The organism is Acidimicrobiales bacterium (genome assembly GCA_035630295.1).
Lineage (GTDB): Bacteria > Actinomycetota > Acidimicrobiia > Acidimicrobiales > Iamiaceae > Iamia.
The window spans coordinates 20,916-46,131 of the sequence record DASQKY010000050.1 but is presented as its reverse complement, the minus strand read 5'-3'; the positions used below and the strand labels follow the sequence as shown (position 1 = coordinate 46,131).

Here is a 25,216-nt window from a genome sequence, read left to right as displayed (position 1 = left end):
CCGATGAGCTTCGACCCGATCCAGTACAAGGCCACCACCCGCCAGCAGTGGGAGGACGCGGCCGACGCGTGGCACCGCTGGGGCCCGACGCTGGAGGCGTGGCTCGGCCACGCCACCGAGCGCATGCTCGACACGGCCGGCGTCACCTCCGGGAGCCGGGTCCTCGACGTCGCCGCCGGTGCCGGGGGCCAGAGCCTCGCCGCCGCCCGGCGGGCCGGCCCGTCGGGGCGGGTGGTGGCCACCGACATCTCCCCGACGATCCTCAGCTACGCGGCCAAGGCCGCGGCCGAGGCCGGGCTGACCACCGTCGAGACCCTCGAGGCCGACGGCGAGACCCTCGACGGGCTGGCGCCGGGGTCCTTCGACGCCGTGATCTCCCGGGTGGGGCTGATCTACTTCCCGGACCAGCAGCAGGCGCTGGCCGGGATGCGCCGGGCGCTGCGCGACGGCGGACGGGTGGCCGCCGTCGTCTACTCGACCCCGGACCGCAACGAGTTCTTCTCCCTCCCCGTGTCGATCATCCGGGCCCGGGCCCAGCTGCCGGCGCCCCAGCCGGGCCAGCCCGGGCCCTTCAGCCTCGGTGGCCCCGGCGCCCTGGAGGCGGCGCTGGCCACCGCCGGGTTCCGGGACGTGACCGTCGAGACCGTGCCGGCTCCCCTGCACCTGGCCTCGGCGGCCGAGTGCGTCCGGTTCGAGCGCGAGTCATTCGGGGCCCTGCACCAGATGCTGGCCGGCCTGCCGCCCGACGACCGACCCGGCGTGTGGGAGGAGATCGAGGCCGCCCTGACCCGGTTCGAGACGCCCGACGGGTTCGTCGGCCCCTGTGAGCTCCTGGTCGCGGCGGGCACCCGATGAGCGCCGGGGGCCGGACGTTGACGGTGGCGGCGGTGCAGGCCACGCCGGCCTTCCTCGACCGCGACACCACCGTCGAGCACTTGGCCGACCAGGTGGCGGAGGCGGCGGCGGGGGGAGCCCGGCTGGTCGTGTTCCCCGAGGCGATCATCCCCGGGTACCCCGACTGGGTGTGGCGCACGCCGGCGTGGTCGGACGGGGGCTGGTACGAGCGGCTCCACGACCAGGCCGTGGACATCCCCGGCCCGGCCACCGAGCGCCTCGGCGCCGCCGCCGCGGCCGCCGGAGCCTGGGTCGCCGTCGGGGTGACCGAGCGGGTGGCGTCGGGCACCCTCTACAACACGCTGCTCTACCTCGACCCGGAGGGCCACGTCGCCGGCGTGCACCGCAAGCTCGTGCCCACCGGTGGCGAGCGCACGGTGTGGGGGCAGGGCGACGGGTCCACCCTGACCGTGGTCGAGGCCGGGTTCGCCCGCATCGGCGGCCTGATCTGCTGGGAGAACCTCATGCCCCTGGCTCGCGCCGCCCTCTACCAGCAGGGCGTCGACATCTACCTGGCCCCGACCTGGGACAACAGCGACGCCTGGGTCTCGACCCTGCGCCACATCGCCCGCGAGGGCCGGGTCTTCGTCATCGGCACCAACACCTGCCTGCGAGGCAGCGACGTCCCCCGCTCCCTACCCACCGCCGAGGACCTCTACGGCGGCGACGACGACTGGATGTCCCGCGGCAACACGGCCATCGTCGGCCCCGACGGCACCGTGCTGGCCGGGCCCCTGCAGGAGGAGGCCGGCATGCTCCTCACCACCATCGACCTCGACGAGCTCACCATCGCCCGCCGCCAGTTCGACCCCGTCGGCCACTACGCCCGCCCCGACGTGTTCCGCCTCACCGTCAGCCGGTAGGGGACGGGGTGGCGGCCCGGCGCAGGGCCGCTCGACGCCGAGTGCAGTGCGCCGTCGGGTCCTGGCGGCACGTGCCCTTGGAGCCCCGGCCCGGCCACGGGGCCGACCGGCCGGGGACGGGGCCAGGCCGGCTGGGGCTGCCGCTGCGGCCCGGGGTCCGGGCCCGATGGCGCTGCTCCGGCGGGGCCGAGCCGGGCCCGGTGGCCAGGACGAACCAGACGGTCGTGCCCCGGTCGTCGTCCTCGACGCCCCACGTCTCGGCCAGCGCCTCCACGATGCGGAGGCCCCGGCCCGACAGCGCGCTCGGCGACAGGGCACCGGCCCGGGGCGTGCCCTGGCCCCGGTCGGTCACCTCCACCCGGACGTCGGTGCCCTGCTGCGTCACCGAGAGGCGGAAGGGCGACCGGGCGTGGCGCACGCTGTTGGAGGCCAGCTCGGAGACCATCACCGCCAGCGACGACAGCTCCTCGCCGGTGAGGCCCCGCACGGCGCCCTCGGCGAAGGCCCGGGCCTCCCCGACCGACGCCGTCTCCCCGTCGAAGCGACGCTCGCTCACGGCTCGACCACCAGGACACCGCTCAGGCCGGTGACGTCGATGATCCGGCGCACCGTCGTCGAGGCGTTGCGCACGATCACCGGGTGGCCGGCGACGTTCGTCTTGACCAGCACAGCCAGCCCCGAGCTGTCCATGAACGTGACCTCGGACAGGTCGAACACGACCGGCCGGTCGCCGCAGGCGCCCATGAGCTGCTCGGCGGCCGCGGCGAAGACGTCGCAGGAGTCGATGTCGATGGCGCCGAAGGCCCGGACGACGGGCGGATCGTGCTCCACCTCGCAGCGGAAGTCGTCGCCGTCCGTCACGCCGGCCACCGTAGGGCAAGGATGGCCACGTCATCGGTGGCCGACTCGCCCGTCAGCTCGGCCAGGATCGCGTCCACCACCGACTGGAGGGGTCCCTCGGCCCTGGCCGCCGCGGCCCGGAACCGCTCCAACCCGACGTCGATGGCCTCGTCCCGGCGCTCGAAGAGCCCGTCCGTGGCCAGCAGGAGCGTGGCGCCGGGCGGGAGGGTCTCCGTGGAGGAGGCGTACTGCACCTCGGCCCCGGCGCCCACCGGGGGGCCGATCGGCACGTCCAACCAGCGGGCGTCGCCGCCGGCCACCACCAGGGGCCGGGGGTGCCCGGCGCTGGCGAAGGTGACGGTGCGGTCGGTGGCGTGGGCCACGCCGCACACCACGGTGGCGAAGTGTCCGGAGCCCTGGCCCTCGTCCAGGTGGTTGCTCCGGGTGAGGATCTCCTCCGGCGAGAGCCCCTCGGCGGCCAGGGTCCGGACGGTGTAGCGGACCGAGGCCATGGAGCTCGCCGCCGTCAGGCCCCGGCCCGACACGTCCCCGACCACCACGACCAGCGAGCCCTCCTTGTCGATGACGTCGTACCAGTCACCGCCCACGTGGGTGCCCTCCACGCCGGCGACGTAGCGGACGGCGATCTCCACGCCGGCGACGGTGGGCAGCGAACGGGGCAGGAGGCTCTGCTGCAGGAGCAGGGAGCCGGCCCGCTGCTCGCCGTAGAGGCGGGCGTTCTCCTCGGCCAGCACCTCGGCGTACCGCCTCCGGCGCTGCAGCCTCTCGGTCAGGGCGCCGGCGACCAGGACCATGACCAGGCCCACCCCCAGCACCAGCAGGGGCAGGCGGGCCAGCAGCGAGCCCCCCAGGTCGCCCTCCGGCGACACCGCCAGGCGGAGCGACGCGTCGCCGAAGGGGATCGCCTCGACGGCCACCCGACCGCGCAGCGGGAGGTCGCTGGTGCTGGCCAGCAGCAGCGTGTCGGGCGAGCCGTCCATGCGGAGCGACAGCGAGTACTCCAAGCCGTCGAAGGCCGAGTCGGGCTGCACGACCGCGGTCCGATCCACCGGCAGGGCCTGCTCGGCGTAGACCAGGAGCCCGGCGTCGTCCGGCGTCGGGAAGGCGTAGCCCAGCCGCGGCGTGTCGCTGCCCAGCAGGTCGTGGATGGTGAAACCGTCGGTGGCCACCGCCCTGCGGAACAGCGCCCGCCTCTCGGCGTCGCCCGCGCTGGCCAGCCTTGGCTCCTCGCCCAGGACGATGGTCGGGGTCGGCACGTCGACCCGCCACACCGACAGGGAGACGAACGGGCCCCCCTGGCCGACCTGGGTGCCCATGGTGCGCCGGAAGACCTCGACGCCGCGGCCGTCGTCGTCGACGACTTCGGCCAGGGCCGCCGAGGTGGCCAGCGGGGCCTCGAGGCCGGGGACGGCGGCCTGGAGGACCGCGGCCGCCTCCCGGGTGCGCTGCCGGAGCAGGCGGTCCTCGTTCTCGTCGTGGGCGGCCCGGGCGGCCAGGGCCAGCGCCACGGTCACGACGACCCCGGCCACCACCACGACCAGGCTGACCGCGGAGGGCGTCCACGGCGTCGATCGGTGCCCCACGGTGGGGAGCATGGTCGATGGCGGGCCGCCTGTCACGGGCACCGGGTCGCCGTCCCCGTCTGCGGGGTCGCCGAGGCCGATGGAATACTCATCAGTCTGTCGACCTATGGGTAGCGGGTGACCACCCTGGAACCTTGTGGAAGGCGATCTGCAGCGGACCTTCGGGAGGAACGTACGAGCGCTCCGCGAGGGCCGGGGGATCGGCCGGGAGCAGATGGCCGAGGAGATCGGCTTCCACCCCACCTACCTGGGCGCCATCGAGCGGGGCGAGCGCAACCTGACCCTCCGCTCGGTCGAGCGGCTCTGCGGCGCGCTGGGCATGGCCCCGGACCGGATGCTCGCCGCGCCCGCGACCTGACCACCCCCCGGCTGGCGCCCCTCACCCGCCGACTACTGAGCCGGGTCGGGGTCGGGATCGGGGCCGGGTGGGATGTCGGTGGGGCCGACCTCGCCGACGATGTTGGGGTCCTCGACGCCGACACCGGTGCCCCGCATGCGGTCGAGGAGGCCCTGCTCCTCGTCATCGGCCTCGGGGTCGTCGTCGGTGGGCACCTGGGGGTCCTGGGGATCGTCCATGGTCCTCCCCTTCCCGCCAGCGGGCGGCGTGCACCGATCCGGCCCCGGCGGCGGGACGGCTAGGCCGGGTCGGCGCCCCGACGCCCCTGCAGGGTGCCCAGCCGCTCCCCGGCGGCCCGCCGGAGCCGGCCGCCCCGCCGCCACCCACCGTGCACGGGCCCGGCCCGGTCCGGCTCGACGACCGCGCCGGAGGTGGGCGAGGCGGGGGTCGGGCGCAGGATCAGGCGGCCGGCGGCCTGGGCCACGGCCCACTCGGTGGCGGCCGGGGCCAGGCGGTGGGACGCCAGGATGAGGTGGGAGGCGACGCCCACGGTCATCTCCCGGCGGGGCCGCCGGGCACAGGCCACGATGCCGGCCGCCACCCGCTCGGGGGCGTAGGCCGGGGGGATGGCCCGCAACTGCCGACCGGTGCGGTTGGCGGCCCGGGCGAACAGCGGGGTGTCGATGGGGCCGGGCATGACGTCGCACACGTGGATGTGCCGCTCCCCGGCGACCAACTGGCGCAGGCTCAGGGTCAGGCCCCGGACCGCGAACTTGCTCATCACGTAGGACGGGACGACCGGGTTGGGCACCAGGCCGAGCAGCGAGGAGACGTTGACCAGGGTGCCGTGGCCCTGCTGGCGGAAGGTGGCCAGGGCGGCCCGCGACCCGAACAGGGGGCCACCCACGTTCGTGGCCACCAGGGCCTCCAGCTCGTCGACCTCCTCCTCCCCGAAGGGGGCGGCGACCAGCACCCCGGCGGCGTCGACCCAGACGTCTACGTGACCGAACTCCTCCACCGCCCGGCGCCGCAGACGGTCGACGGCCTCCGGGTCGCGCACGTCGGTGGGCACCGCCACCGCCTCGGCTCCGGCCTCCCGGCAGGCGGCGGCCACCTCGGCCAGCGCCTCCTCGGTGCGGGCGGCCAGCACCAGGCGGCTCCCGTGGGCGGCGAAGGCCTCGGCGGTGGCCCGGCCCAGCCCGCTGGACGCCCCGGTGAGGACCACCACCGCGCCCCGGAGGTCCCGGGCCCGCAGGATCACCGGTCCTCCTGCTCTCGTCGGGCCGGCAGCGGGTGGGCGTCCACACCGGCGGGCTACCCGCGTTCGGGCGCGTCACACGGCCGGTTTGTCGACCCGGGCACCGGGAAGCTCGCCGGCCGCCGTACCCCCAGGCCGAGGAGCTGCCGTGCCCACCGATCCCGACCCGCCGCCCCAGGAGCAGGAGCACCCGGGCTCCACCGAGGACATGGACCCGCAACCCGAGGACTCGATGGAGGGCTACACCGGCACCGGGCTCCTGGAGGGCAAGCGCGCCCTGATCACCGGAGGGGACTCCGGCATCGGCCGGGCGGTGGCCGTGGCCTTCGCCAAGGAGGGGGCCGACGTCGCCATCAGCTTCCTGAACGAGCACGACGACGCCGAGCGCACCGTCGAGCTGGTGCGGGCGGCCGGGCGCACCGGCACCTCGATCGCCGGGGACCTGTCCGAGGAAGGGCCGTGCACGGAGGCGGTGGCTCACGCCGTCGAGCAGCTGGGCGGCCTCGACATCGTGGTCAACAACTGCGCCTACCAGAACCCGGCCGACCGGTTGGAGGACATCACCACCGAGCAGTGGGACCGCACCTTCCGCACCAACATCTACAGCTACTTCTGGGTCACCAAGGCGGCCCTGGCCCACCTCCCCGACGGCGGGACGATCATCAACACCAGCTCCATCAACGGCCTGCGGGGCAACAAGGCGCTGATCGACTACGCCTCCACCAAGGGCGCCATCCTGGCCTTCACCTACTCCATGGCCCAGGCCCTGGACGAGCGGGGCATCCGGGTGAACTGCGTGGCCCCCGGCCCGGTGTGGACGCCGCTCATCCCCGCCACCATGCCCCCCGAGAAGACCGAGTCGTTCGGCGAGCAGGCCCCCATGGGCCGGGCCGCCCAGCCCGACGAGATCGCGCCGTCGTTCGTGTTCTTCGCCGCTGGGCGCCTGTCCAGCTACTACTCGGGCGAGGTGCTGGCCCCGATCGGGGGCGAGACCCTGCCCGGCTGAGCGGGCCCATCACCCCCGCCGGGCCACCGGGGGCACCACCCTCCGATCGGCGGCCTACCGGCGGGCGTCGGCGATGGCGTCACGGACCCGGTCCATCACCGCCACCGCGGGACCGACCACCAGGTTGCCGACCATCCCGTCGGGCCCGTGGGGATGGGGGTGGGTGGGCGCCATGCCCTCGGCCACCTTCAGGAGCGTGGTCATGCCCCGGAGGACCCGCTGGTCGTCGACCGCGGCCAGGAGCGGGAACTCGAGCTGCTCCTCCTGCTCGGCGTGGGCCTCGACCGCGGCCCGGACCACGGCCAGCTGCTCGTCGAAGCCCTCGCCGCCGACGCCCACCTTCTCCAGGTCGGCCAGGAGCTGCTTGGCCTCGGACTCCTCCTCCAGGCGGGCGGAGACGATGTGAGCCCCACCCTCCTCCAGGCGCACCCGCGGGTGCACCACCTCCTCCTCGCCCACCTCGTGCACGGCCAGGAGCCGCACCAGGCACTGGAACGCCTCCTCCCGGCCCTCGGCCCCGGCCGAGGCCACGTCGTCGAAGAGCTGGCGGATCTGCTCGTGCTGGTGGCGGAGGAACGTCACCACGTCCATGTCGTCGTCGCTGGTCATGGCCGCGCCTCTACCCGCTCGGGGCCCGGGAAACCGACCGGCCCGGTGAGCCTGTTGCGTGGGGGCCCCGGGCCCGGGAAGGGGACCGTGTCCCCCGGACCTCAGGAGCAGCAGCACCATGATCGGCTTCATCGTCTTCGGTCTCGTCGTCGGCGCCTTGGCCCGCCTCGTCCTCCCCGGCCGCCAGCACCTCAGCCTGGTGGTCACCCTGCTCCTCGGCCTGGTCGGGTCGGTGGTGGGCGGCGTGGTGGCCAACGCCCTGGGCACGGGCGACATCTTCGAGCTGAACGTCCTCGGATCGGTCGTCGCGGTGATCACCGCCGCCGTGCTCATCGCCGTGGTGGACGGCGCCACCACCCGCCGGACGACGTAGGCGGCCGCGCCGCTCAGTGGTTGCGCAGGGCCTTGATCAGCTCGGACTTGGACATGCCCGAGCGCCCGTCGATGCCGACCTCCTTGGCCTTGGCGTAGAGCTCCTGCTTGGAGCGGTCCTCGTAGTCCCCGCCCTTGCCGCCCTTGCGCCCGGTCTCCGAGCGCGATGAGGCGGCCGAGGCGTTGGCGATGCGGGCCGCCTTCTCCTTGCTGGCGCCCTCCCGCCGGAGGGCCTCGTACTGCTCGTCGTCCTTGACGCTGGATCCGTGGTCCTTGGCCATGGCGGCCTCCTGCTCGCTCGACGGCTGTCCGGTCGCCGCTACCCCACCGCCCCCGGGCCCAACCGGTCCCCGGGGGGCGCCGACGGTCCCGGGCGGCCGGCTCAGTCCAGGTGGCCGGCGAAGAGCTGGCCGATCTCGTGGCCGATGCGCTTGGCGCTGACCGGGACCCGCGCCCCCACGGCCTGGGCGAACAGGCTCACCCGCAGCTCCTCGAGCATCCAGCCCACCGCCACCACCCGGGGCGTGACCTGGCTGGGGGCCAGGGCGCCGAGGAGCTCGCGGTAGGCCCGCTCCACCGGGGCCACCTCGGCCATGCGGGCCTCGTCCCGGGCCGGGGCCTCGGGCAGCTTCTCCAACCGCTTGGTGATGCCCCGCACGTAGCGGAGCACGTCGGGCAGGCGGGCCGTGCCGGCGGTGGCCACGAAGCCGGGGCGGACCAACCGGTGCAGGTGGGCCGAGGCGTCGGCCACCGAGCGGGCCAGCGACGGGGCGGCCAGGCGGTCCAGCCCCGCCGTCACCTCGGCCGCCGCCACCACCACCTCCCCGGCGTCGCCCAGGGCCCGCGACGCCACCGGCCGAAGCTCGGCCCGGGCCCCGCCCAGCACCGCCTCGAAGCCGGCCTCGGTCCAGGTCACCCCCCCGTGGGTCGCCACCACGGTGCCGGCCGCAGCGGCGATGACGTCGCGCAGCAGCCCGCCCAGGGTCACCTCGGGCACAGCGGCCAGCGCCAGGCGGACCCGGTCGGGCACCTCCCGCTCCAGGCCCCGCACCCCGACCGGCACCGACAGCAGCACCAGCCGGCGGAGCCCGGCGGCCATGACCCGATCGGCCACCTCCGGCCGGGAGAACACCTTGACCGACACCGAGTCGCCGTCGTCGAGCAGGGCCGGGTAGCCCTCCACCACGTGGCCGTCGACGGTGGAGCGCACCACGCGGGGCAGGTCGCCCCCGTCCCAGCGGGTGAGGCCCGCCCGCTCGATGCCCGGGGTGGCCTCGGCCACGGCCCGCCGGACCCGCCCCCCGACCAGGCCGCGCACGGCGTCGAGGTCCTTGCCGAAGGCCAGCACGGTGTCGCCGTCCTCGACGGCGAAGGTCAGCCGCAGGTGGGGCGGCACCCGGCGGACGTCGAGCTCCTCGGGCCCGATGGGCACGCCGGCCAGGTCGGTGAGCACGTCGGCCAGGGCCTCGACCACCGGCCGCTCCTGGAAGGCCAGGACCTCGGCGGCCCGGGCCGCGGTGTCGGCCAGGGGCGAGAGGTGCCGGCGCACGGCCTTGGACAGGGTGGTGACCAGGCTGGTCACCAGCTCCCGCCGGTACCCCGGCACCTGCCAGTCGAAGTCCCACGGCTCCACCCGGTTGAGGACGGGCAGGGGGATGTGCACGGTGGCCCCGTCGAGGTCCTCCCCGGGGGCGAAGCGGTAGGTGATCGGCAGGGCCAGGTCGCCCTGGTGCCAGGTGTCGGGGTGGGCGCCGGGGTCCAGCTCGGCGTCGTCGTCGGTCAGGTCGGCCAGGGTCAGCGTGAGCCGGTCGGGGTCGTCGCGCCGGGCCTCCTTCCACCAGCGGTCGAAGTGGCGCCCAGAGACCACCCCGGCCCCGACGCGGCCGTCGTAGAACCGGAACAGCGTCTCGTCGTGGTCGAACAGGTCGGCCCGTCGCAGGCGGTGGCCCAACTCCCGGGCCCGCTCCAGGAAGGCCTCGTTGTCGGCCAGGAACCGGTGGCCCGTCTCCCACTCCCGGCGCACCAGGGCGTGGTCCACGAACAGCTCCCGGGCCGCCTCCGGGTCGACCCGGTCGTAGCCCACGGTGCGGCCGGGCACGATGGGCAGGCCATAGAGGGCGACCCGCTCGCTGGTCACGGCGCGCCCGGACCGCTCGTCCCACCGGGGGTCCCCGTAGGAGCGCTTCACCAGGTGGCCGGCCAGGTCCTCGGCCCACTCGGGGCGGATGGTCGCCGCCCCCCGGGCCCACAACCGGTTGGTCTCCACCAGCTCGGCGGCCATGACCCAGGGCGGGGGCTTCCGGGCCAGGGCCGAGCCGTGGGCCAGCTGGAAGCGGGCGCCCCGGGCCCCCCGGTACTCGCGGGTGTCCCGGTCCCGCATCCCGATCTGTGACAGCAGCCCGGCCAGCACCGCCCGGTGCACCTGATCGGGTGGAGCCGCCTCGGCGCCGGCCACGATGCCCACACCCGCCGCGGCCCGGGCCAGCTGGCGCTGGAGGTCCCGCCACTCCCGCACCCGCAGGTGGTTGAGGAACTCGGCCTTGCACTCGCGCCGGAACTGGTTGGAGGTGAGCGCGGCCCGCCGCTCCTCCAGGTGGTCCCACAGCTTCACCAGGGCCAGCAGGTCCGAGCCGGGCACGGCGAAGCGTCGGTGCAGCTCATCCGCGGCCTGCTGCTTGTCGAGGGGTCGCTCCCGGGGGTCCTGAAGGGACAGGGCCGCGGCCAGCACCAGCACCTCGCGCACGCAGCCCCGGCGCTCGGACTCCAGCACCATGCGACCCAGGCGGGGATCGATGGGCAGGCGCACCAGGCGCTTCCCCACCGGGGTGAGGCGCCGCCGGTCGGCCGGCTGACCCGGGTCCACGGCGCCCAGCTCCTCCAGCAGGGCCACGCCGTCGCGGACGGCCCGGTCCTCGGGCGGGTCGAGGAAGGGGAAGGCGGCCACGTCGCCCAGGCCCAGGCTGGTCATCTGGAGGATGACCGAGGCCAGGTTGGTCCGCAGGATCTCGGGGTCGGTGAAGGCGGGCCGGGCCGCGAAGTCGTCCTCGGAGTAGAGGCGGATGCAGATGCCCGGCGCCACCCGCCCGCACCGGCCGGCCCGCTGTTCGGCCGAGGCCCGGCTCACCGCCTCGATGGGCAGGCGCTGGACCTTCAGGCGGTGGCTGTAGCGGGAGATCCGGGCCGTGCCGGCGTCGACCACGTACCGGACGCCGGGGACGGTGAGCGACGTCTCGGCCACGTTGGTGGCCAGCACCACCCGCCGGCCGCGGTGGGGGGCGAAGACCCGGTGCTGCTCGGCGGCCGAGAGCCGGGCGTAGAGCGGCAGCACCTCCAGGTCGCGCCGCGCCGAGCTGTCCAGGGCCTCGGCCGTGTCCCGGATCTCCCGCTCGCCGCTCAGGAACACCAGCACGTCGCCGGGTCCCTCCCGGGCCAGCTCGTCGACGGCGTCGACCACGGCCTGGACCTGGTCGCGGTCGTCGTCGATGACGTCGTCGCCCTCCTCCGCCGCCACCAACCCGCCGTAGGGCCGGTACCGCACCTCGACCGGGAAGGTTCGCCCCGACACCTCCACCACCGGCGCCCCCCGGAAGTGGGCGGCGAAGCGGGCGGTGTCGATGGTGGCCGAGGTGATGACCAGCTTCAGGTCGGGCCGCTGCGGCAGCAGGCGGTGGAGGTAGCCCAGCAGGAAGTCGATGTTGAGGCTGCGCTCGTGGGCCTCGTCGATGATCAGCGTGTCGTACCGGCGGAGCAGCCGGTCCCGCTGGACCTCGGCCAGCAGGATGCCGTCGGTCATGACCTTCACCAGGGTGTCGTCACCCACCCGGTCGGTGAAGCGCACGGTGTAGCCCACGGCCTGGCCCAGCTCGGTCCCCAGCTCCTCGGCCACCCGCTCGGCGATGGTGCGGGCCGCCACCCGCCGGGGCTGGGTGTGGCCGATGAGGCCCCGCACCCCCCGGCCCAGCTCCAGGCACAGCTTGGGTAGCTGGGTGCTCTTGCCCGATCCGGTCTCGCCGGCCACGATCACCACCTGGTGCCCGCCGATGGCGGCCAGCAGCTCGTCGCGCCGCTCGGTGATGGGCAGCTCGGGGGGGTACGTGGGGACGGGCGGCCGCGCCCGCAGGTCGCCGCCGGTGGGCTGGGGCGCCGCCGGGCCGGAGGAGGGGTCGGTCACGGCAGCAGCGAGGTCGGCGGGGAGGGGCGAGGACCGGGCCGGGCCTCTCGGCGCCGGGGCGGGCGACCGCCCATGGTACGCCCCGGGCCCGAGGGGCCGGTCGGGAACGGCGGGGGCGGCCTAGCCTCACGACATGGACCGCTTCGCCCTCGACCGCCAGCCCGGCCCGGGCCCGGCGGCCGAGTCGGAGGCCGGCCTGCTCCAGCTGCTCGTCCACGCCGTCACCGACTACGCCATCTTCGCCCTGGACCCCGACGGCGTGGTGGCCACCTGGAACCCCGGCGCGGCCCGGCTCAAGGGGTACCGGGCCGAGGAGATCATCGGCCAGCACTTCTCCCGCTTCTACACCGAGGAGGACTTGGCGGCCGAGCTACCCGACCGGGAGCTGGCCATCGCCGCCGCCGAGGGCCACTTCGAGGACGAGGGCTGGCGCATCCGCAAGGACGGCACCCGCTTCTGGGCCAACGTGGTCATCACCGCCCTCCGGGCCGAGGACGGGCGACTGGTGGGCTTCGGCAAGGTCACCCGCGACCTCACCGAGCGCAAGCACGGGGAGGACATCCTCCGGGACAGCGAGGAGCGGTTCCGCCTGCTGGTCAGCGGCGTCCGGGACTACGCCATCTTCCTGCTCACCCCCGAGGGCCGGATCGCCAGCTGGAACCTGGGCGCCGAGAAGCTGAAGGGGTACCGGGCCGACGAGATCATCGGCCAGCACTTCTCCCGCTTCTACACCGAGGAGGACCGCCGGGACGACCTTCCCGGCCACGGCCTGCGGACCGCCCTGTCCGAGGGGCGCTGGGAGAGCCAGGGGTGGCGGCTCCGCAAGGACGGCACCCGCTTCTGGGCCGACGTGGTCATCACCGCCCTCCGGGACAGCGAGGGCCGGCACCGGGGCTTCGCCAAGGTCACCCGCGACCTCACCGACCGCAAGCGCAACGAGGACGCCCTGCGGGGCGTCCTGGAACGAGAGCGCGGCGTGGCGGCGCGCCTGCGCGAGCTCGACCGGATGAAGAACGAGCTGGTGGCCGTCATCGCCCACGACCTGCAGGAGCCGATCGGCGTGATCCGAGGCTTCCTCCAGCTCGCCCGGGCCGACTGGGCGACCACCTCGGAGGCCGAGCGGTTGGAGATCCTGAGCCGGATCGCCGATCGGACCGAGGTGTTGGCCCACCTGGTCGACGACGTGTTGGACATGGCCCGCATCGAGGCCGGCCAGCTGCGGATCGACACCGTGCCGGTCGACCTGGAGGCCACCATCGCCCAGGTGGTGGCCGACGCCGCCGTGCGCGCACCGGACCGGGTGGTGGACGTGGACCTCGACGTCAACGGCGCCCTGGCCCTCGGCGATCCCCAGCGGACCTGGCAGGTGCTCGCCAACCTGGTCTCCAACGCCCTGAAGTTCTCGCCCGAGGACACCCCGGTGACGATCACCACCGAGGGGCGGCCCGGCGAGGTCGTGGTCTCGGTCGCCGATCGGGGCCCGGGCATCCCGGCCGAGCAGCAGCCGCACCTCTTCGAGCGGTTCTCCCGGCTGCCGCACGGCGAGACCCGGCCCGGCACCGGCATCGGGCTGTTCATCGCCCGGTCGCTGGCCGAGGCTCAGCAGGGCCGCCTGTGGGTCGAGTCCGCCCCCGGCGCCGGCTCGACGTTCCGCCTCGCCCTGCCCGCCGCCCCGTGACCGGACCGGGGGCCACCGCACCGGTCCGGGTGTTGGTGGCCGACGACGACGCCGACCAGCGGCTGCTGCTGCGCCGCCTGCTGTCCCGGGCCGGCTTCGACGACGTGGTGGAGGCGGCCGACGGCCACGAAGCCCTGGCCGCGGCCGTGGCCCACACCCCCGACCTCATCCTGCTCGACCTGGCCATGCCCGGCCGCTCCGGCGTCGAGGTCCTGCCCGACCTCCACGACCAGGTGCCCACCGCCCGGGTGGTCGTCCTGTCCAACCTGCCTCGGGGGCGGCTGGGCAGCATCGTCCGGGACCGGGGGGCGGTGGGCTACGTCGAGAAGCGGGTCGATCCCGACCGCCTGGTGCACGAGGTCCTCGTGGCCGCGGCGTTGACCGAGCGGGCCGCGGCCCGGGCATCCACCCGACTCCCGGCCGCGGCCGCGGCGGCCGGCGCAGCCCGCGCCTTCATCCGTGACACCCTGGACGGCCCGGACCGGGCCCTGCTGGCTGAGGTCGAGCTCCTGGTCAGCGAGCTGGTGACCAACGCCGTCCTGCACGCCTCGAGCGCGCCGCGCGTCGACGTGGTCCTGGCACCGCAGCACGTGCGGGTCGAGGTGCAGGACGACGACCCGGACTTGCCGGTCCTGCGGGCCCAGACCGACCCCGACACCATCGGCGGCCGGGGGATCCTGCTGATCGACCGCATGGCCTCGCGCTGGGGCGCCGAGGCCCGGGACGACGGCAAGGTGGTGTGGTTCGAGCTCGACCGGCCCGGGCCGGCCCCCGGTGGGATCACCGGCTAGGGCCGTCGACCCCACGGAACAGTGACCCCAGGCCGGCGATGTCGAGCACGCGGGCCAGCATGGGGCTGGGATCGTGGAGCGTCACCGAGCCGCCGGACCGCTCGACGGCCAGGCGGAGCTCGTTCAGGGCCCGGACGCCGGCCGAGTCGCAGAACCTGAGACGGCCGCAGTCCACCACCACGGCGTGGACGCCCTGCAGGGGGTGGTCCGGCGTGGGGGGGAGCAGGTCGGCGGTGGCCAGGTCGAGCTCGCCCTCCAGGGCCACGGTCGCGGTGCCGTCGTCGCGTGCGACGACGACGTGCAGCCGTGTCCCTCCGGACGTGGGCTCGGGGACCTGGCCCTCCACATCTGCTCCTCTCGATCGACGAGCCGTCCCGTCGGACGGCGCGACGGACCCGGCCTCCCCACCTCGGCGGTGGCTGTCACCGCTCCGTGGCCGTGCCGGCACTCTAGGTCCGAGCGGTTCCCCTGTCACGATGTCTGACAGGGACCGTCAGTCGTCTGAGCTGTCGATGACGGCCCAGACGACCTTGGACCCGCCCGGCCGCCCCACCGTCACCCCCCAGCGCTCGGCCAGGGCCTCCACCACGTGCAGGCCCAGGCCCCGGGTGTGGCGCTCGTAAGGGGTGATCTTGACCGGACGCTCGGCCGACTCGTCGGTGACCTCCAGCAGCGCCTGGCCGCCCTCCAGGCGCGACAGCCGGACCAGGGCCGGGGAGCGAGCGTGGACGATGGCGTTGCCGATCAGCTCGGTGGCGATCACCTCCACGGCCTCCACGTCGCGGACCCCCCAGGCGGCGGCCGCGGTGGCCAGGTGGAACCGGGCGTCTCCCAGCGCGGCCAGGTCGCAGGGCACGCTGATGACCACCGATTCCGGGTCGCCCCCGATGGCGGCGTCCGGGAGGCCATCAGCGTTCATCCTCGCTCCGCTGCCCACGGATCGGGGCCCCACGCAGGTCCGTGCCGGCGCCGCCGGTCAGGCCACGACACGGACCACCACACAGACCACGTCATCGGCGTGGGCCTCGTCGGTGAGGTCCTCGATGACCAGATCGCACACAGCCCGGGCCGGGGCCTCCCGGTGCCGGGACACGATCTCGGCCAGGGCGGCGACGCCGTCGTCGAGGGGGGCGTCCCTCCGCTCGACCAACCCGTCGGTGAACAGGACCACCAGGTCGCCCTCGGCCAGGGCCAGGCGGGCGGCGCGACGGCGGATCCCGCCCAGGCCGGCGCCCAGCATGCCCCCGGCCATGGTGTCGGGCTCGGGCCACGACCACGTCCCGTCGGCCCGGACGACGAGCGGTGGTGGGTGGCCGGCCCGGGCCACCTCCATCACCCGGGTCCCGGGGTCGTAGGAGGCGACGATGGCGGTGGCGTACTCGGTGATCCCGGCCCGGGCCATGTAGCCGTCCACCCGGTCCAGGGCCTCGGCCGGCGCCGCTCCCTCGATCGAGTAGAGCTGGACGGCGTCGCGCAGGCGGCTCATGGCCATGGCCGCCCGCAGGTCGTGGCCCACCACGTCGCCCACGGCGACCACCACCCGGCCATCCGGCAGGCTCTGGACGTCGTACCAGTCCCCCCCCACCTGGGCCAGGTCGCTGGCCGGGACGTAGCGGGCCGCGATGTCGACCCCGGGTGGGGCGGCGATGGGCTGGGCCAGCAGCCGCTCCTGGAACCGGACCGACAGGCGGTGCTCGGCCTCGAACATCTGGACCCGCTCCATGGCCGCGGCGGCGTGGCGGGCGATGCCCTCGGCCACCCGCTCGGCCCGGGCCGTGAAGACCCCCGGGTCCTCGTGGCCGAAGAACAGCCCCCCCAGCACCTCACCGCCGCCGGAGATCACCGGCGCGGCGAGGTAGCTGCGAACCGACAGGTGGCCCTCCGGCATGCCGTGGAACGGCGGGTTGTGGCCGTAGCGCTCGTCCTCGGTGACGTCGTGCAGCCGCACCGTCCCCACACCCTCGAACGTGGGCCCGAAGACCTGCGTGTTGCGGGGCAGGGGGAACCCGGCGAACCGCTCCTCGGGCACGCCGGCGATGGTGAAGAGGGTGTAGGACTCACCCCGGGCGTCGACCACGTTGTAGAAGAAGGCGCCGAACTGGGCCCCGGTCAGGCGGGTGGCGGTGTCGGTGGCGTAGCGCACCACGTCGGAGAGCCGGTGGATCCCGGACAGGGCGATCGACTCCTGCCGGAGGATCTCCAGGACCTCGGCCTCGTCCCGCAGGGCCTGCTCGGCCCGGGTGCGCCGCACCCCGGCAGCCATCAGGTCGCCCACCGCCGAGAGGGCGTGGGTCGTGGCCTCCCCCACCGGGCGGCGGCTGGCCACCGCCAGCACCCCCACCAGGTCGCCGGAGGCCACCAGGGGCACGGCGGCCAGCGCGGCCACGCCGTGGGCCTCGGCCCAGGCCCGGTCGACCGCGACGTCGTCCGCCACCGGGCCGTTGCAGACCACGGGCCGGCCAGCCGCTGCGGCCCGGCCGAGGGCACCGGCCCCCTCCCCGAGGCGCTCGACCCGCGGCCACCCGGTGGACGGGAGGGTGCCGGTGGCGGCCCGGCGGCGGAGGCGGCCCTGGTCGGGCTCGGCCAGCCAGGCCGCCGCCGACGGCGCGTCGAGGCGTCCGGCCACCACGGTCACGCACTGCTCCAGCACCTCGTCCACGGACCCGGCCCCGGCCAGGACGGCGGCGACGTCCTGGAGCAACCCGATGATGGCGTCTGGGGGCGATCCCACGTAGGCACCTCCCGGGCGCTGACGCGGGCCGTGGGGGTGGGCCCGCGGGCCGATGGTAGGCGGCAGCCACCCCCGCCGGGACCCGGGCCCACCCGGGCCGGGTGTCACCCGGGGGCTCAGGCCGCGTCGGCCTGGCGACGGGCTCGGGCGGGGCTGGGGCGGGGCCGGGCCGACGTGGCGGGCCAGGGGCCGGATGATCTCGGGGTCTGCGTGGATCGGGCCGGGTCGGGGTAGAGCGCGGCCCCCGACCCGTCCCCGCGGAGGATCCACCATGCCCGACGTCCTGGCCCACCTGATGGAAGAGCACCGCAAGGTAGAGCGGATGCTGGCCCAACTGAAGGACTCCGACCCCGGCGACCAGCGCGACGAGCTGTTCCGCGACCTGACCGACTCGCTCCGCACCCACATGGCCGTGGAGGAGCGGTTCCTCTACCCGCTCATGGCCGAGCACCTGGACGAGGAGACCGCGGCCGACGCCACCGACGAGCACGAGCTGGCCCGTAGCGGCATCTCCGAGGCGGCCCAGCGCCTGGAGGAGGGCGCCTTCTCGGCCGCCATCGAGATCCTGGAGGCCGGCATCGGACACCACGTCGAGGAGGAGGAGTCCGAGTTGTTCCCCAAGCTGCGGGAACGGGCCGCCGGCCAGTTGGCCCAGATGGAGCCCGACGACCTGGAGGCCCAGGTGGCCGGCGACGACCAGACCCGGGACGAGCTGTACGAGAAGGCCCAGGAGGCCGACGTGCCGGGCCGCTCCACCATGACCAAGCAGGAGCTCCAGGAGGCGGTGGCCGAGCAGTAGGCCCCTCGCCGGCGCCGGCTACGAGGCGCCGGCCTCCGGCAGGTCCCGCAGCCGTTGCAACGACCGCTTGTTGCGGGCCAGGATCAGTGGCTGGGCCAGGGGCGTGAGGGGGGCCAGCAGGCCGAGCATCCCCTCCCTCATGGTCACCTCGGAGCCGCCGGAGGCGGGCCGCACCTCGATCTCCACGTGGGCCCGGCCGAAGGGCCGGGCCCGGGCCTTCAGCACGAGGGACCGGGGCGCATCGAGGTCCACCACCGTGGTGCTGTCCTCGGTGGTGAGGGGGCCGGCCAGCCCGACGCGGTGGCGGAACGAGGTGCCCGGCTCCGGCCAGTGGTCGTCGACGTGGAGGATGTCGACGGCGCCCACCAGCCAGCGGGGGTAGGTGCGGGGATCGGACACGACGGCCCAAGCGCGCTCGACCTCCACCGGGAGCCGGATGGAGGCCGAGCGCGTGGAGGGGGGGGACAGCACGGGCATGGCAGGCCACTCGCCGACGCCCACCGGGTCAAACCCCGCTCACGGGTCAAACCCCCGCTCAGGCGAAGGTGCGCACCAGGCACAGGACGGCGTCGGCGTCGGGGCCGTCGGCCACCAGGCCCACGTCCGCGGCCCGGGCCCGCTGGCCGGCCACGGTGCACAGGGCGTGTGCCGTGCCCCGCACCACGGTCGGGGCGTCGCCCGGGCCGAAGGCCCACCGGGTGCCGTCCGGCGCCTCCAGGTCGAACGCCACCGGGCCGGCCGGTTCGTGGCCCCCGCCCGCCAGGGCGTAGGGCACCGTCCTCCAGGCCAGGCGGGCCACGTGCCCGAGGCGGGCGGTCGGCGCCGGCTCGGGCCCGACGGCCACGGCGGCGTCGACGGTGTGGATCCACGTCTCGGCCAGCCGGGTGGTGGCCAGCGACCGGGCGGCCATGTCACCGGCCACCCACTGCACCCGGTCGGCCGGGTCACAGGCCGCGAACGCCTCGGCCTGGACCTCGGCGCTGGTCGCCCACCGCTGGCGGGCCGCTTCGGGGTCGCCCCGCTCGGCCTCGACCCACGCCCCGGCCCAGTCGTCGACCGAGGAGCGTCGGTCCTGGGCCGCGGGCAGCCCTTCGACGGCGGCCGTCAGCCGGCCCTGGCAGCTGGCCACGGCCACCTCGTTGGTCTGGGCCAGGTGGAGCAGGACGTCGGCCACCGTCCAGCCCGGGCACCGGGACGGGCTCAGCAGGCCGGCGGGGTCGAGCAGGCCGACGATGCCGGCCAGCTCCTCCTGCTGCTGGCGGAGGGCGGCCACGATCACGTCCATCGCCCCATGATCGCGTGCCGGCCGGCCAGCGAACCGGTTTGCCGCCGCGCCGCCGCGGGGAGCGGGGGGGTCCCACCCGTTGCCCGGAGGACAACCCGATGCCCAGCACGAAGGCCGCACCGGAGCCCACCGGGGCCGGGGACGCCCTCTACGACCTCGTCGTCCTGCTCCAGCAGGCGCTGGAGGACTGCGTCCGGTACCAGCACTTCGCCGACGACGCCCGCCACGCCGACGACGAGGAGCTGGCCTCGTTCTTCGCCGAGCTGGCCGACAACGACCGGGAGGTGGCCGAGCGGGCCAAGCAGCTCCTGGCCGAACGTCTGTGAGCACCCTCGCCGCCCCCCCGCCGGCGGCCGATCCGGTGCTGCCCCGGCCGCCGGCCCCCACCCTCCCCCCACCCCGGGGGCCGTTGGGCCGGGCCCTGCACGCCCACTGGCAGACCGGCGCGCCCCTCCCCCCGCCGACGGCCCCCGTCGACGACCCGCTGACCGACGACGACCTCCACCTCGCCCTGTGGAGCTGCTACCAGCTCCACTACAGCGGGTTCGCCGAGGTCGACGACCGCCTCGAGTGGGACCCGTCCACACTGGCCTTCCGCGCCGGTCTGGAGGCCCAGTTCGAGGGCGCCCTCCGGGCCGAGCACCCCGACCACCCGGCCGACGACCCGCTGGCCGCCCTGGACGACGTCGCCACCTGGGCCGGCCCGCCCCTGGCCCGCACCATCGCCACCCGGGGCACCCTGGACCAGCTCCGGGAGTTCGCCATCCACCGCTCCGCCTACCAGCTCAAGGAGGCCGACGCCCACACCTGGGGCATCCCCCGGCTGGCCGGGCCGGGGCGGGCGGCCATGATCGAGATCCAGGCCGACGAGTACGGCGACGGCGTGCCCGGGCAGGCCCACGCCGAGCTGTTCGCCGAGGCCATGGCCGACCTCGGGCTCGACCCCACCTTCGGCCGCTACGTCGACCGGCTCCCGGGTGTCACCCTGGCCACCGACAACCTGGTGAGCATGTTCGGCCTCCACCGCCGCCTGCGGGGCGCCCTGGTCGGCCACCTGGCCCTGTTCGAGATGTGCTCCGTGCTGCCCATGTCCCGGTACCTGGCCGCCGCCCGCCGCCTCGGGCCGCTGCCGGCCCTCGAGCGCTTCTACGCCGTCCACGTCGAGATCGACGAGCACCACGGCCGCCTGGCCCGCGACCAGATGGCCGCCCCCGTGGTGGCCTCCGACCCCTCCCTGGGCCCCGAGGTGGTGTTCGGGGCTGCGGCCCTGAGCCGCTGCGAGGCCCGCCTGGCCGGCCACATCCTGGGCGCCTGGGACCGGGGCCGCTCGTCGCTCCGCCCCCCCACGCCGGCTCCGCTGGTGGTTGCCGGCGACGGCGCCGGGTAGCGGCGGGGTCACCGCCCCCCGGAGGAGCCACCGATGCCGTCGCCGTCCCAGCCGGCCGGGGAGACCGAGCACGAACGCCTCAACCGGGAGCTGGACCAGCTCCTGAGCGAGCTGCGGGTGGCCCTGCCGGGTGTGCAGGTGCTGCTGGCCTTCCTGCTCACCGTCCCCTTCAGCGACCGCTTCGACGCCGTCACGGCGGAGGCCTCCGGGGTGTTCGTGGCCTCGGTGACCCTGACCGCGGTGGCCTCCATCCTGCTCATCGCCCCCGTGGTGCAGCACCGCCTGCGCTTCCGGGACGGGACCAAGGAGGAGACGATCAAGACGGCCAACCTCCTGGCCCTGATCGGCGCGGCCTGCCTGGCCCTGGCCATCGGCTGCGCCGTCTACGTGGTGGGGGTGGTCGGCTTCCCCGACACGCCGGTGCGGTGGATCGGCCCGGTGCTGGTCGTGGTGGCCGCCCTGACCTGGTTCGTCCTCCCCCTCCGCTTCCGCCCGAACCAGACCCCGCCCCCCGGCGACCCGTCCTGACCCGTCCGCCCCGCCCTCCGTGCTTGTCGGATCTGGCGTGGGAGTCGGTGTCGATCGTGATGGCGATGGTCGAGTGGCCGAGGCGATCGGACAGGACCTTGGGTTGGACGCCGGCGGCCAGGGCCAGCGACGCCCACGTGTGACGGAGCAGTCCGTGAGCAAAGGGCCGCCCTCACGCTCCGAGTCCAGGTGTGTGGCTCGCGTCCTTCGGAGAGGGTTTGAACACCGACGCTGTTGCCCCGGTCGACCAACTCGACGCCGAGTACACGCCATCACAGTCGTCGAGATCGAGAGCGAACACATCGGCGCGCGATCGCCGCCGTCCGTCGACCGGCCAGCAACGCTCAGGACGCCGATCTCGGCGACACGCTCATCGTCACGCGCTCGAACCCATCTCCGTCGAGCAGCACCACCCGAGCATTCGACGACGTCTGGCCGTCCTCGGCCTCGCCGCGGGTGGTGGCCAGCCGGATGCGAGGGACCCCGGCCTCATCGACCACGACGACCTCCGCACCTGGCTCCCCACTATCAACCGCCGGTCGGTCAACTCCCTCTCCAGCTGTCCAACCGTCCCACCGCAGCGTCATCCATTGGTCCGCTCCTGACCAGGGGCAATCGCATCCCTACTCTTGTCCACGACAGCTCCAACGAGCGAGCTCGCTGCCCGGCCAGCTACGGTGCGGTCGCAGTGTGAGGGCGCTGCATTACAGGGCCCGAACGGCAACCCTACGCTTAGGAGCCTGAATTGTCCGCAGTTGGTCCGGGCTCTGAAGAGCTAAGCGCTGAGGAATTGGACCTCGAAGAAGTTGCCGAGTCCTTTCCAAAATCTGAGCCGATCACCTTCTATGGCACGGACTTCGATGTCCATGGCCTTGTTCGTCGGCTCAACCAGGGAGACATCGTCGTCCCAAATTTCAACCCCGGAGGCGAGGCTGACCATGAGATGGTTGGGTTCCAGCGCGCCTTCGTATGGCGCCGTTACCAGATGGATCGTTTCGTTGAGTCGCTCCTCCTGGGCTATCCAGTTCCTGGAATCTTTCTTGTGCAGCAGGCAGACAACAAGTTACTAGTCCTTGACGGCCAGCAACGTCTACGCACGCTGCAACGCTTTTATGCGGGCAGGCTCGAGGACGGGACGGAGTTTGACCTCGAGAGCGTGGGTGATGAGTTTCTCAGGTTGACCTACGAATCGCTCGATCCGGAACTTCGACGGGCCCTTGACAATAGCTTCATCCATGCCACGGTGATTCGGTACGACCCTGATCAGGGCGGCGATGAGTCTGTGTATCAGCTGTTTGAACGTTTGAATGCGAGCGGCTCCAACCTTTACCCTCACGAAATCAGGGTTGCCCTATATCCGGGCAAGCTTGTTGAGGAGATCGCTTCCTTGAATACGAACATAGACTGGCGGAGTATTTACGGTCAGAAGAATCCGCGACTCAAAGATCAAGAACAGATCCTCCGGTTTCTCGCCCTGTACACGGAGAACGCAACGTACAAGCGTCCACTGAAAGGATTTCTGAACAGTTTCCTAAAGCGGCATCGAAATCTCGAGGACTTGGACATGCCCGCTCTCGTGCAGTTGTTCAAGGACGTTTGCTCGGTTCTTGCTGAGTCTGCGGGCCGCGAAGCATTCAGGACTGGTGGCGGTGTGAATGCTGCGATGGTCGATGCCGTGATGATCGGCGTCGCTCGGAGGGTGCGGGAAGGGGATCGCCCAGACGCCCGGAAGCTGAAGAGGGCGCTCGACCAACTCAAGGCGGACGCCGACTTCTTGGCCTCGGTGGCACGTGCCACGGCGGATGAAGATCGTGTAGCTACGCGGCTGCAGAAGGCGACCGACGCGTTTGCTAGCGCTTAACGATGGCCTCTGGTCATCGAGAGTACTCAGCCCGGACTGACGTTGACCGTTGGCGCCGTTCTCTCGAGGGCCTCTTTGAGCGAGCTGATGCTCTAGACCAGGGCTCCGCGGTCGCCGGGGACCTGAACAGGTACCTCTGCGTTCGAGTGGCTGGATACCTTGAGCAAAGTCTCATCTCCATTGGACGATCGTCGATAGAGCGCCTGTCGGGGGGTGTGGCAGAGGCCTTTGCGCTATCCTGGCTTGAGCGAAGTCCAAATCCTTCGGCGTCCGAGGTCGCACGATTTGTGGGGCGCTTTTCCAACAGGTGGCGGGAGGAGTTCGAGGAATTCATGCAGGCCGACGGTCGCGGCCAGCGGCTAAATGCACTGATCGGAATTAGGAATGACGTAGCCCATGGAAAGAATCAAGGTGTATCGGCCCGACAGGTAAGGGACTACCTCGACGTTGGGCAGGATGTGGTCGATTGGCTCTTGGATCGATTGGAGCCAAAGGCGGGGATGGCCCCTGCCTCAGCCCCTAGCTAGCTCGACTATTCGACTTCTTGGGTCCGTATGAGACGCCTAGAGGAACAGACGGCGCTACGACGTGAGGATTTGAGCCCGGGATAGGTGGCAGGTCAACCGTGGGCGGGGCGCAGCGGGACCTGGGGATTTCGAGCTTCGGGCTCACCTCGAACCCCGCCGCGACGTCTCGATTCGAGGATTCAGAGCCGGAGCAGGGGATCCGCCTTCGGACGGACGTGCTCTAACGAGAGCGGTGGCGCCGAGCACCGCCTGCCTGCCCTCAAGGGCATCTCAGACCGGCGACCGACCGGATCGTGATCCGATCCTGGACATCGAGCCCGTCTCGGCTCTCGATCAACAGCGACACAGGGACCAGACGAGCCTGCAGCTCGGCGATCGCTCGTCTGAGGCAGAGGCAGAGGCAGAGGCAGAGGCACGGGAAGCATCCACCAAGGCGGTCGTGCGAACTGTCGTGTTCGGTGTCGTACTCAGTGTCATGCTCAGCAACGTCTGGTCACGGTCCTGCACACGACGTTGCTCGGCGAGGACGCGGACGGTGGCGTGATCGAGAACGAGGCGGCGCCGGCTGCGATCGGTCGCGAGGGGCGAGACCGCGACGCCTGATCACCCTCCGAGCGGGGTACGCAAGATAGCCCGGAAAGCCAATGTCAGAGTGGTGCCCGGGGCGGGGGTTGAACCCGCACGGTGCCTGAGCACCCGAGGGGTTTAAGCCCTCTGCGTCTGCCGATTTCGCCACCCGGGCGGTGGGGCGACGCTACCCGCAGGCTGGCTCAGGTGTTGGTGGCTTCGGGCGGGACCCGATCGGGGTCGGGCAGCGGCGCCGCGGCCGGGCCCCCGTCGGTGCCGTGGGGGGCATGTGCTCCCACGGTGCAGGCCATCATCGAGATCGAGCCCATGGCGTAGCCGTCGACCAGCACATCGGCCGCCGTCCCGGACTCTGCCGCCATCCCGGCCAGGTACAGCAGGGGCAGGAAGTGGTCGGGCGTGGGGACGGCCAGGTCGTGGTCGGGGTGATCGGCCAGGTCCACCACCCGGGCCGGGTCGGTGGTGAGCAGCCCGACGGCCTCCTCCCCGAAGCGGCGGGCCCAGTCGTAGGCGGCCTCGGGCCGGGCCCAGTCGACGCGGCGCAGGTTGTGGACCACGTTGCCGCTGCCCACCACCAGCACCCCCCGCTCCCGCAGGGCGGCCAGCCGCCGCCCCAGATCGAGGTGCTGGGCGTAGCCCTTGGTGGCGTCGAGGGCGAGCTGGAGGACGGGCACCTCCGCGTCCGGGAACATGTGCACCAGCACCGACCACGTCCCGTGGTCCAGGCCCCAGCTGTCGTGGTCCAGGCCCACCCACACGGGGGCGGCGACCTCGGCCACCTCATCCGCCACGTCGGGGGCGCCCGGGGCCGGGTAGCTCACCGCGAACAGCTCGTCGGGGAAGCCGAAGAAGTCGTGGATGGTTCGGGGGTGGCCCATGGCCGTCACCGCGGTGGCGTTGACGTACCAGTGAGCGGAGACCACCAGCACCGCACGGGGCCGGGGCACCGACGCCCCGAAGGCCCGCCAGGCGTCGGTGTAGCGGTTGCGCTCCAGGGCGTTCATGGGGCTGCCGTGGCCGACGAAGGCCGTCGGCATCAGAGCGGTGGTGGCATCACTCATGTCCTGGGGCCCTCCCGCGTCGCAGCCGG

27 protein-coding genes and 1 tRNA gene are annotated in these 25,216 nt (G+C 73.5%); 12 read left to right on the top strand and 16 right to left on the bottom strand.

Translation table 11 applies throughout. The features are described from left to right. Positions 1–3: 3 nt before the first annotated feature. Positions 4–855 carry a class I SAM-dependent methyltransferase gene (locus tag VEW93_13955; GenBank protein HYI62894.1) on the top strand — a complete coding sequence of 284 codons (852 nt, stop codon included), beginning with the start codon at positions 4–6 and terminating at the stop codon, positions 853–855. After that, a complete protein-coding gene (locus tag VEW93_13950) occupies positions 852–1,757 on the top strand; it encodes a carbon-nitrogen hydrolase family protein (GenBank protein HYI62893.1) in 906 nt (301 codons plus the stop codon). Before VEW93_13955 ends, VEW93_13950 begins: the two co-directional genes overlap by 4 nt. Here VEW93_13950 and VEW93_13945 read toward each other — a convergent pair. The 3 genes from VEW93_13945 to VEW93_13935 are packed head-to-tail and all read right to left on the bottom strand — an operon-like array spanning position 1,747 to position 4,201. Then, positions 1,747–2,313, bottom strand: a complete 567-nt coding sequence (locus VEW93_13945; protein ID HYI62892.1) for an ATP-binding protein — start codon at positions 2,311–2,313, stop codon at positions 1,747–1,749. The genes VEW93_13950 and VEW93_13945 overlap by 11 nt on opposite strands. Next, positions 2,310–2,618, bottom strand: coding sequence for an STAS domain-containing protein (locus VEW93_13940; GenBank protein ID HYI62891.1), 309 nt, complete (start codon positions 2,616–2,618; stop codon positions 2,310–2,312). Before VEW93_13940 ends, VEW93_13945 begins: the two co-directional genes overlap by 4 nt. Beyond that, positions 2,615–4,201: a PP2C family protein-serine/threonine phosphatase gene (locus tag VEW93_13935; protein ID HYI62890.1), complete on the bottom strand. Its 1,587-nt coding sequence runs from the start codon at positions 4,199–4,201 to the stop codon at positions 2,615–2,617. Before VEW93_13935 ends, VEW93_13940 begins: the two co-directional genes overlap by 4 nt. A gap of 136 nt (positions 4,202–4,337) precedes the next feature. On the opposite strand from VEW93_13935, the gene VEW93_13930 reads away from it, so the two are divergent. Continuing rightward, a complete protein-coding gene (locus VEW93_13930; GenBank protein HYI62889.1) occupies positions 4,338–4,559 on the top strand; it encodes a helix-turn-helix transcriptional regulator in 222 nt (73 codons plus the stop codon). Between the two features lie 32 nt (positions 4,560–4,591). Here the strand turns inward: VEW93_13930 and VEW93_13925 are convergent, their stop codons facing one another. Together VEW93_13925 and VEW93_13920 are read right to left on the bottom strand one after the other, a co-directional pair. Beyond that, the gene (locus tag VEW93_13925) at positions 4,592–4,777 is read right to left on the bottom strand and encodes a hypothetical protein (GenBank protein ID HYI62888.1); all 186 of its coding nucleotides are present in this window, start codon (positions 4,775–4,777) and stop codon (positions 4,592–4,594) included. A 59-nt stretch (positions 4,778–4,836) separates the two neighbouring features. After that, complete coding sequence (locus VEW93_13920) at positions 4,837–5,799, bottom strand: SDR family NAD(P)-dependent oxidoreductase (protein ID HYI62887.1); 963 nt, start codon at positions 5,797–5,799, stop codon at positions 4,837–4,839. A 145-nt stretch (positions 5,800–5,944) separates the two neighbouring features. Between VEW93_13920 and VEW93_13915 the strand changes: the two genes are divergently transcribed. Continuing rightward, positions 5,945–6,802: an SDR family oxidoreductase gene (locus VEW93_13915; GenBank protein ID HYI62886.1), complete on the top strand. Its 858-nt coding sequence runs from the start codon at positions 5,945–5,947 to the stop codon at positions 6,800–6,802. 54 nt (positions 6,803–6,856) lie between these two features. On the opposite strand, the gene VEW93_13910 is transcribed toward VEW93_13915, so the two are convergent. Next, positions 6,857–7,411, bottom strand: a complete 555-nt coding sequence (locus VEW93_13910) for a hemerythrin domain-containing protein (protein ID HYI62885.1) — start codon at positions 7,409–7,411, stop codon at positions 6,857–6,859. A 118-nt stretch (positions 7,412–7,529) separates the two neighbouring features. Between VEW93_13910 and VEW93_13905 the strand changes: the two genes are divergently transcribed. Next, the gene (locus VEW93_13905; protein ID HYI62884.1) at positions 7,530–7,784 is read left to right on the top strand and encodes a GlsB/YeaQ/YmgE family stress response membrane protein; all 255 of its coding nucleotides are present in this window, start codon (positions 7,530–7,532) and stop codon (positions 7,782–7,784) included. Positions 7,785–7,797: 13 nt separating this feature from the next. Here the strand turns inward: VEW93_13905 and VEW93_13900 are convergent, their stop codons facing one another. Next, entirely contained in the window at positions 7,798–8,064 is a 267-nt protein-coding gene (locus VEW93_13900) for a Rho termination factor N-terminal domain-containing protein (GenBank protein ID HYI62883.1), read from the bottom strand. Between the two features lie 101 nt (positions 8,065–8,165). Next, the gene (gene hrpA, locus VEW93_13895) at positions 8,166–11,954 is read right to left on the bottom strand and encodes an ATP-dependent RNA helicase HrpA (GenBank protein ID HYI62882.1); all 3,789 of its coding nucleotides are present in this window, start codon (positions 11,952–11,954) and stop codon (positions 8,166–8,168) included. Between the two features lie 133 nt (positions 11,955–12,087). Here hrpA and VEW93_13890 point away from each other — a divergent pair, with 133 nt between their 5' ends. Both VEW93_13890 and VEW93_13885 read left to right on the top strand, forming a co-directional pair. Then, entirely contained in the window at positions 12,088–13,632 is a 1,545-nt protein-coding gene (locus VEW93_13890) for a PAS domain-containing sensor histidine kinase (protein HYI62881.1), read from the top strand. After that, a complete protein-coding gene (locus VEW93_13885; GenBank protein ID HYI62880.1) occupies positions 13,629–14,423 on the top strand; it encodes a response regulator in 795 nt (264 codons plus the stop codon). Before VEW93_13890 ends, VEW93_13885 begins: the two co-directional genes overlap by 4 nt. Here the strand turns inward: VEW93_13885 and VEW93_13880 are convergent. From VEW93_13880 to VEW93_13870, 3 genes are all read right to left on the bottom strand, one after another. Next, positions 14,413–14,769 carry an STAS domain-containing protein gene (locus tag VEW93_13880; GenBank protein ID HYI62879.1) on the bottom strand — a complete coding sequence of 119 codons (357 nt, stop codon included), beginning with the start codon at positions 14,767–14,769 and terminating at the stop codon, positions 14,413–14,415. The two genes, VEW93_13885 and VEW93_13880, sit on opposite strands and share 11 nt — an antisense overlap. Positions 14,770–14,916: 147 nt before the next feature. Continuing rightward, on the bottom strand, positions 14,917–15,342 hold the full coding sequence (locus tag VEW93_13875) for an ATP-binding protein (protein ID HYI62878.1): 426 nt from the start codon (positions 15,340–15,342) through the stop codon (positions 14,917–14,919). A 57-nt stretch (positions 15,343–15,399) separates the two neighbouring features. Further along, the gene (locus VEW93_13870) at positions 15,400–17,154 is read right to left on the bottom strand and encodes a GAF domain-containing SpoIIE family protein phosphatase (protein ID HYI62877.1); all 1,755 of its coding nucleotides are present in this window, start codon (positions 17,152–17,154) and stop codon (positions 15,400–15,402) included. 271 nt (positions 17,155–17,425) lie between these two features. On the opposite strand from VEW93_13870, the gene VEW93_13865 reads away from it, so the two are divergent. Next, a complete protein-coding gene (locus tag VEW93_13865; GenBank protein HYI62876.1) occupies positions 17,426–17,953 on the top strand; it encodes a hemerythrin domain-containing protein in 528 nt (175 codons plus the stop codon). An 18-nt stretch (positions 17,954–17,971) separates the two neighbouring features. Here VEW93_13865 and VEW93_13860 read toward each other — a convergent pair whose 3' ends face one another. Both VEW93_13860 and VEW93_13855 read right to left on the bottom strand, forming a co-directional pair. Further along, positions 17,972–18,430, bottom strand: a complete 459-nt coding sequence (locus tag VEW93_13860; protein HYI62875.1) for an SRPBCC family protein — start codon at positions 18,428–18,430, stop codon at positions 17,972–17,974. 58 nt (positions 18,431–18,488) lie between these two features. Next, positions 18,489–19,238, bottom strand: coding sequence for a maleylpyruvate isomerase family mycothiol-dependent enzyme (locus tag VEW93_13855; GenBank protein HYI62874.1), 750 nt, complete (start codon positions 19,236–19,238; stop codon positions 18,489–18,491). Between the two features lie 98 nt (positions 19,239–19,336). Between VEW93_13855 and VEW93_13850 the strand changes: the two genes are divergently transcribed. The 3 genes from VEW93_13850 to VEW93_13840 are packed head-to-tail and all read left to right on the top strand — an operon-like array spanning position 19,337 to position 21,153. Further along, positions 19,337–19,564, top strand: a complete 228-nt coding sequence (locus VEW93_13850; protein ID HYI62873.1) for a hypothetical protein — start codon at positions 19,337–19,339, stop codon at positions 19,562–19,564. Beyond that, positions 19,561–20,625, top strand: a complete 1,065-nt coding sequence (locus VEW93_13845) for an iron-containing redox enzyme family protein (GenBank protein HYI62872.1) — start codon at positions 19,561–19,563, stop codon at positions 20,623–20,625. The genes VEW93_13850 and VEW93_13845 overlap by 4 nt, the downstream gene beginning before the upstream one ends. Before the next feature lie 33 nt (positions 20,626–20,658). Continuing rightward, the gene (locus tag VEW93_13840) at positions 20,659–21,153 is read left to right on the top strand and encodes a DUF6328 family protein (protein ID HYI62871.1); all 495 of its coding nucleotides are present in this window, start codon (positions 20,659–20,661) and stop codon (positions 21,151–21,153) included. Positions 21,154–21,497: 344 nt separating this feature from the next. On the opposite strand, the gene VEW93_13835 is transcribed toward VEW93_13840, so the two are convergent. Continuing rightward, on the bottom strand, positions 21,498–21,653 hold the full coding sequence (locus VEW93_13835) for a hypothetical protein (GenBank protein HYI62870.1): 156 nt from the start codon (positions 21,651–21,653) through the stop codon (positions 21,498–21,500). Positions 21,654–21,898: 245 nt separating this feature from the next. Here VEW93_13835 and VEW93_13830 point away from each other — a divergent pair, with 245 nt between their 5' ends. Continuing rightward, positions 21,899–23,014 carry a DUF262 domain-containing protein gene (locus VEW93_13830; protein ID HYI62869.1) on the top strand — a complete coding sequence of 372 codons (1,116 nt, stop codon included), beginning with the start codon at positions 21,899–21,901 and terminating at the stop codon, positions 23,012–23,014. A gap of 1,180 nt (positions 23,015–24,194) precedes the next feature. On the opposite strand, the gene VEW93_13825 is transcribed toward VEW93_13830, so the two are convergent. Both VEW93_13825 and ygiD read right to left on the bottom strand, forming a co-directional pair. Continuing rightward, positions 24,195–24,283 (bottom strand) — tRNA-Leu (locus VEW93_13825). Positions 24,284–24,311: 28 nt separating this feature from the next. Continuing rightward, on the bottom strand, positions 24,312–25,187 hold the full coding sequence (gene ygiD, locus VEW93_13820) for a 4,5-DOPA dioxygenase extradiol (GenBank protein HYI62868.1): 876 nt from the start codon (positions 25,185–25,187) through the stop codon (positions 24,312–24,314). Between the last annotated feature and the right edge of the window lie 29 nt (positions 25,188–25,216).